The following is a 6,732-nucleotide window of genomic DNA, read 5'->3' on the forward strand; positions in this document are numbered from 1 at the left end:
GAATCGCAAATCTTTTTCCGCGGTTATACCCGCGGCCACACCGCTGATGCGTCGACGCCGTCGGGGGCGTCGCCCACGTTCTCTACCAGGCGCGATAGCCGGCGACGGCCGCTGATCCGCAGCGCCGGCCGGCCGCCGCGGGTGCCGATCAATGTGGGCGCGATTCCGACCCGCATCAAAGCCGACGCCAGCGGGGAATGGGTATCGGGCGCGTGGGGATCCAGGCCCAAGAGGTAATGGTCGCCCTCGGGATGACCGGCCGCCAGCGTCCAGGCCCGCAATTCCCGCGGCCCGGGCAGCCACCGTGGCGGCACCGTTTTGACCGCGCCGCGGGTCCATTCCGCGGCCAAATTCACCAGAGCCGCGGTGACCGCCGTCCGCACCAGCGGGGTGTCCTCGTCGGTGCGCCCGATCTCAGGCTCCAGCCCCGCCTCGCGGATCATCTCGGCCAGCGCGGCGGCCCGCCAGGCCTGATCTACCACCACCGAGAGCCGCGCGCCCTGCGCCCCCGGACCGCCGACCATCACGATCTGACCGGAAGCCGCCAGCACCCCGGAGAGATCGGCTACCGCGGGCGGCACCGACTCCGCTGTGAAGAAGGAAAGCTGGCTCACGCCACCGACAGTAGGCCAGGTCGACCATCCGCGTCTTGAGGCAACCGGCGCGGCGGCGGGTCGGGACTGGACGGAATACGAAAACCCCCCGGCCGGCCCGCTGGGCGGGACTGCACGGGGGGTCCGTGGAGAATCGGCTCGTCTTAGACGGAGCGGACTCCGGTGGCCTGGGGGCCCTTAGGGCTGTGGCCGATTTCGAACTCGACCTTCTGGTTTTCTTCGAGGGTGCGGAAGCCCGAACCCTGGATCTCCGTGTAGTGGACAAACACGTCTGCGGAACCGTCTTCGGGGGCGATGAACCCGAAGCCCTTCTCCGCGTTGAACCACTTCACAGTTCCCTGTGGCATCTCTCGATCTTTCCTTTTCTTCTGGGTGCGGGGCATCGCTTTTCGATGCCCCGGGCCTGGTACGACCGCCATACCTCGCTCAGTCGCCGGAACTTCACCCGACCGATTAACCTCGCAGGAACCGCGGCCGCAACGTCGATCCTGCGAAAGTTTGACACGAACACAGAAGCTGCGACCGCAAATAGTCAACCATGTTCATCGCTTCGGCGACAGACTTGCGTCTTGGACGGAGTCCCAGCCGGTCCTGGGAGGGTGCGAATGGCGAGTTTCGGCAGCGACCTGCTCGCCGCCGCGCTCGCCGGCACCGACGCCGACGAGCACCCGCTGCGGCACGTCGCCGAGCTGCCGCCGCGGAGCGGCCGCCCACACAGCTGGCCGGCGTGGGCCGAGCCGGACGTGGTGCGCGCGTTCACCGACCTCGGGGTCAGTTCGCCCTGGTCACACCAGTCGGCGGCCGCGGAACTGGCGCACGCCGGCCGTCACGTGGTGGTGAGCACCGGGACCGCGTCGGGCAAGTCATTGGCGTATCAGCTTCCCGTCCTCAACGCGCTGGCCACCGATCCGCGCGCCCGGGTGCTGTATTTGTCCCCGACGAAGGCGCTGGGCCACGACCAGTTGCGGGCCGCGCACGCGCTGACGGCCGCGGTTCCGCGGCTGCACGACGTGGCGCCGACCGCCTACGACGGCGACAGCCCCCCGGAGGTCCGCCGGTTCGCGCGGGAACGATCCCGCTGGCTGTTCTCCAATCCCGACATGATCCATTTGTCGATCCTGCGCAACCATGCCCGGTGGGCGGTGCTGCTGCGCGGTCTTCGCTTCGTGATCGTTGACGAATGCCATTACTACCGTGGCGTTTTCGGCTCCAACGTGGCGATGGTGCTGCGCCGGTTACTGCGGCTGTGTGCGCGGTACTCGTCGGCCCCCACGGTGATCTTCGCCAGCGCGACCACCGACGCACCGGGCGCGACGGCCGCCGAGCTCATCGGGCATCCGGTCGAGGAGGTCACCGAGGACGGTTCGCCCCAGGGCGCCCGGACGGTCGCGTTGTGGGAACCGGCGCTGCGGGCCGACCTGCTGGGCGAGAACGGCGCGCCGGTGCGCCGCTCGGCCGGTGCGGAGGCGGCGCGCGTGATGGCCGACCTGATCGCCGAGGGGGCACAGACACTGACGTTCGTGCGGTCGCGCCGCGCGGCGGAGCTGACCGCGCTGGGCACCCAGGCGCGGTTGGACGAGATCGCCCCCGAGCTGGCCGGCAAGGTGGCGTCGTATCGGGCCGGCTATCTCGCCGAGGACCGCACCGCGCTGGAGCGGGCCCTCGCGGAGGGCCGGCTGCGCGGCCTGGCCACCACGAACGCGCTGGAGTTGGGTGTCGACATCGCCGGGCTGGACGCGGTGGTCCTCGCCGGGTTCCCCGGCACGGTCGCCTCTTTCTGGCAACAGGCCGGCCGGTCGGGCCGGCGCGGGCAGGGCGCGCTGGTGGTGCTGATCGCCCGCGACGACCCGCTGGACACATATCTAGTGCACAACCCGGCCGCGCTGCTGGGCAAGCCGGTCGAGCGGGTGGTGATCGACCCCGCCAACCCCTACATTCTGGGACCCCAACTGCTCTGCGCCGCAACCGAAATGCCGCTCGACGAGGCCGAGGTGCGCGACTTGGGCGCCACGGACGTGGCCGGGGGCCTGGTCGACGACGGGCTGCTGCGGCTCCGCAACGGCAAGTATTTTCCCGCGGCGGGCCTAGAACCGCATGGGGCCGTGGACATCCGGGGTTCGTCGGGCGGCCAGATCGTCATCGTCGAGGCGGACACCGGGCGGCTGCTGGGCAGCACCGGCGTCGGTCAGGCCCCGGCGTCGGTCCACCCGGGCGCCGTCTACCTCCATCAAGGGGAGAGTTACGTTGTCGACTCGCTGGACCTCGAAGACGCGATCGCCTTCGTGCACGCCGAGGACCCCGGTTACGCGACGTTTGCGCGGGAAATCACCGACATCACGGTCACCGGTACCGGCGAACGCGCACAGTTCGGGCCCGTCACCCTGGGCCTGGTGCCCGTCACTGTCACCCATCAAGTGGTGGGGTATCTGCGTCGCCGGCTTTCCGGAGAGGTGATCGACTTCATCGAGTTGGACATGCCCGAACACACATTGGCGACCACCGCGGTGATGTACACCATTACCGAAGAGGCCTTGCTGCGCAAGGGAATTGACGCGCCGCGGATCCCGGGATCACTGCACGCCGCCGAGCACGCGGCGATCGGCCTGCTGCCGCTGGTGGCCAGCTGCGATCGGGGCGATATCGGCGGCTTGTCCACCGCGGTGGGACCGGACCCGGCCGGTCTGCCCAGTGTCTTCGTGTACGACGGCTATCCGGGCGGCGCCGGTTTCGCCGAGCGCGGTTTCCGCCAGGCGCGTACCTGGCTGGGTGCGACCGCCGCCGCCATCGAGGCATGTGAGTGCCCCCGGGGTTGTCCGTCCTGCGTGCAGTCCCCGAAATGCGGCAACGGCAACGACCCGCTCGACAAGGAGGGTGCGGTGCGGGTGTTGCACCTGGTCCTCTCGGAGCTACCGTAAGCTGAGCAATCCGGCGGATGACGACCGACCCCTCGACGGTCGACCCCACGGGTGCCGTCCGACGGGCCAACGAACGCTCATCGATGAGCGGCTGGCAGCCCCGACCTCGCGGGCGCAGCAGCAAACTAACAAGGCCACAACGACATTGGCAAATTCACCGGATCGCCGGCGAGGCGATGCCTGAGGCTCACCGACTGCCCCGACATGGCCGGTAGGCCCGAGGTCCCAAAGATGCGGCCCGTCGCCGTAAAATCGGCCGCATGGGCCACGACTGGTTGCTCGTGGAGACGCTGGGGGGTGAACCCACCGTGGTGGCGCAGGGCCGCCAACTGAAAAACCTCGTCCCGATCACCACGTTCATGCGCCGCAGTCCCTATCTCTCGGCGGTCCGGACGGCGATCGCCGAGTCGGTACAGACCGGTCAGAGCCTGACCAGCATCACTCCCAAGCGCGACCGCGTCATTCGCACCGAACCGGTGGTGATGTCCGATGGCTATATCCACGGGGTGCACGTGTGGACCGGCCCCGCCGACGTCGAACCGCCCGAGCGGCCGACCCCCGGGCCGCTGAAGTGGGACCTGACGATGGGTGTCGCCACCGACACCCGGGAGTCGTTGGCCAACAGCGGAAAGAATCCCGAAGTCGAGGTCACCTTCGGCAGGGCCTTCGCGGAGGACCTTCCCTCGCGCGAGCTCAACCCCAACGAAACCAAGGTGCTGGCCATGGCCGTGAAGGCTGAGCCCAACCAAACGATCTGCAGCACTTGGGATCTCACCGATTGGCAGGGCAACCCCATGCGGATCGGATTCGTCGCGCGCACCGGCCTGGAGGCCGGCCCCGACGGCCGGGACCATCTGGTGGCGCGGGCGATCAACTGGCGTGCCGAACTCAAGGGCCCGGCGGTGTCGACAGACGATCTGGCGCAACGGATCCTGAGCGGGCTCGCTCAGGCAGGCGTCCACCGCGCGCTGATCGATTTGAAGAACTGGGCCCTGCTGAAATGGCTGGACGAGCCCTGCACGTTCTACGACTGGCGCGGCAGTGAGACCGGCCAGCCGAAGGTTCACCCCGACGATCAGCACCTGGTCTCCTCGATGACCGAGGAATTCGCCCAGGGCGCGACGAGCCGGGTGCTGCGAATGCCCGGCCATGACAACGGTTGGGTGCCGGTGCACGTCACGGTCAACAGGGTGGAACTCGAACCGGATACCTACGCCGGGCTGGTCTCGCTGCGGTTGCCCTCGGACGAGGAACTCACCGCCGCCGGATTGGCGGGCGGCCCCGACCCGACGGCCTAACCCACGACCGGCAGCAAGCGGTCGGCGGCGACCGACAGCCGCTGGCCGCCGAGCTGCGGCCACGCCTGCACCGCGCAGAACGGCGCGCACTGATCCTGCGACGACCGCGTGCCGACGTGCACGCAGCACTGCACCAGCCGCTCTTCGATCATCGTCGACATGTCCATGAACGGTTTGACCGTGACCCGAACGACACGCTCACCCAGCATCCGCCTCAGTTGGCGTCGCCGCCCCGGCAGCGCGGCCGACGCCACGGTCAGCAACGTCGCCATGCCCAGGTCGCAGTTCTCGCAGATCATGCGCCAGACGTCGGACATCGAAGGATGCGACAACGAAGACTGCTCCGACAGCAAGCCCATCAGGGATTCCCGCACGGCCAGCCGCAATTCCCGGGGAATGTCGGAGTCGGCGATCCGGTTGGCGATCAGCCCCAGCTTGTCCTTGAGGTTGTCGTGGCCCATCAACGCGACCAGCGAGCGCCAATTCCCGTTGTCTTCCCGAAGCATGTACCCGACCGAGCAGCAATGCGGGTGCGAGCACGGCAGCGCGGTCAGATCCCGCCAGGTGATCAGGCCGCTGGTCTGCGGCCCCAACCGCTTCAGCACGCCGGTGTGGGTGAGGCGCCTGGCCGGGTCGATGAGACCCGAACGCCCGGAAGCGAATTGCGGCTGGATGGAGACCCCTCCGACGTAGGGCGTGTCCAGCGCCAGCTTGACGATGTCGCCGATCTCTGTGTCGTTGACACCGAGTGACGCCGTCATCACGAGCGTGGTGAAGATTTCGCGTTCGGAAAGCCGACGCAGCGCCGACTCCTTGAGGCGCGACAGGTCGCCGCCACGGTGATGGCGGTGGGCGGCCGGCGAGAGCCCGTCGTACTGCAGGTACACCTCGGCGCGTTCGCGGTGCTCGGTGAGCAGGTCGAGCAGACGGCCGTCGTGAGCTATCCGGATACCGTTGGTGTTCAGCAGGATTCGCGTTATCGGTCGCGAGCCGAGCTCGGCGAGCAGCTCGGGCAGCTGCGGGTGCAGGGTGGGCTCGCCACCGCTGAGCATGACCACATCCAGGCGGCCGTTCTCCCGCGCGAGCCGCTGGTCGACGTTGGCCAGCACGTCGCCGACCGCGACGACATTGCGGAGGTCCGGCGAGGAGTCGGCGAAACACGTTGGGCAGCGCAGGTTGCAGGTCGCGGCGATGTCCTCCAGCAGGATGCAGGTGTGCTGAGTCTGCATCTGCGGCAGGCCGCGCAGATAGGCCGACGGGATCGGGTCGAAGTTGCCCGGCTCATCGGGGACGTGCGCCTTGGTGGGCGCGGTCCACTCCTCGAGATAGGCAAGGATTTCGGGATCTTCGTCGTACAGCGTTCGAACGAGCCCGTGTCTCGGGCAGCCCCGTTCGAGCCAGACCTGTCCGTCGCCGCGCACGGCCAGCCAGCCGCTGAGCCGTGCCACGTCGCCCAGCGGACGATCGGGTTCCTCGGCGTGACACTGCGGGCAAAACGCGTTGACGTAGCGCAGGATTCGATCGCCCCGCAGCTCCATGCCGCTCATCGGGTCAGGTGATACAGCATCGGGTTCAATCCGGTACAGATGCCGACGGTGAAGATGGAGGTCAGTGCCCAGCCGATCATCAATCCCATGCCGATTCCCCTCGCCCAGGCGCCCTTCTTCACGAACAACAACGCTCCCCCGCCGGCGAAGGCGATCAGCGCGAGCATGACGGCTCCGGCGGCGAAGGCGATCTTCGGCGCGACGGCATTGGCGAGGCCGAACAGCACCAGCGGGCCGACGACGACGTTGATTCCGGCATACAGCGCCATCCCGGCGATGGCCGCGCCGAAGATTTCGCCGCCGCTCGGCTTGCTCGGCGGCGGTTGCCAGCCCGGGTAGGGCCGGTTCATGTCATAGG

6 protein-coding genes are annotated in these 6,732 nt (G+C 68.4%); 2 read left to right on the plus strand and 4 right to left on the minus strand.

The window, feature by feature from the left end; genetic code table 11:
- Nucleotides 1-23: 23 nt before the first annotated feature.
- Nucleotides 24-614 (minus strand): hypothetical protein, encoded by a 591-nt coding sequence (locus A5711_RS18415; protein ID WP_067949004.1) that lies wholly within the window; start codon nucleotides 612-614, stop codon nucleotides 24-26.
- 143 nt (nucleotides 615-757) lie between these two features.
- Nucleotides 758-961 carry a cold shock protein CspA gene (cspA, locus tag A5711_RS18420; RefSeq protein WP_007166602.1) on the minus strand — a complete coding sequence of 68 codons (204 nt, stop codon included), beginning with the start codon at nucleotides 959-961 and terminating at the stop codon, nucleotides 758-760.
- Between the two features lie 258 nt (nucleotides 962-1,219).
- Between cspA and A5711_RS18425 the strand changes: the two genes are divergently transcribed.
- Complete coding sequence (locus A5711_RS18425; RefSeq protein ID WP_067949006.1) at nucleotides 1,220-3,529, plus strand: DEAD/DEAH box helicase; 2,310 nt, start codon at nucleotides 1,220-1,222, stop codon at nucleotides 3,527-3,529.
- Nucleotides 3,530-3,789: 260 nt separating this feature from the next.
- Nucleotides 3,790-4,827, plus strand: a complete 1,038-nt coding sequence (locus tag A5711_RS18430) for a PAS domain-containing protein (RefSeq protein ID WP_067949008.1) — start codon at nucleotides 3,790-3,792, stop codon at nucleotides 4,825-4,827.
- Here A5711_RS18430 and A5711_RS18435 read toward each other — a convergent pair.
- Nucleotides 4,824-6,365 (minus strand): radical SAM protein, encoded by a 1,542-nt coding sequence (locus A5711_RS18435; protein WP_067949009.1) that lies wholly within the window; start codon nucleotides 6,363-6,365, stop codon nucleotides 4,824-4,826. The two genes, A5711_RS18430 and A5711_RS18435, sit on opposite strands and share 4 nt — an antisense overlap.
- A gap of 5 nt (nucleotides 6,366-6,370) precedes the next feature.
- On the minus strand, nucleotides 6,371-6,732 hold a 362-nt coding region (locus A5711_RS27320), incomplete at its 5' end, for a hypothetical protein (RefSeq protein ID WP_197520824.1).

It is taken from the genome of Mycobacterium sp. E2238 (genome assembly GCF_001672665.1).
GTDB lineage: Bacteria > Actinomycetota > Actinomycetes > Mycobacteriales > Mycobacteriaceae > Mycobacterium.

Bases quoted from the DNA above. Each gene is read 5' to 3' on its own strand.
- A5711_RS18425 (WP_067949006.1), top strand. From the start codon at position 1,220: ATGGCGAGTTTCGGCAGCGACCTGCTCGCCGCCGCGCTCGCCGGCACC.
- A5711_RS18430 (WP_067949008.1), top strand. From the start codon at position 3,790: ATGGGCCACGACTGGTTGCTCGTGGAGACGCTGGGGGGTGAACCCACC.
- cspA (WP_007166602.1), bottom strand. From the start codon at position 961: ATGCCACAGGGAACTGTGAAGTGGTTCAACGCGGAGAAGGGCTTCGGG.
- A5711_RS18435 (WP_067949009.1), bottom strand. From the start codon at position 6,365: ATGGAGCTGCGGGGCGATCGAATCCTGCGCTACGTCAACGCGTTTTGC.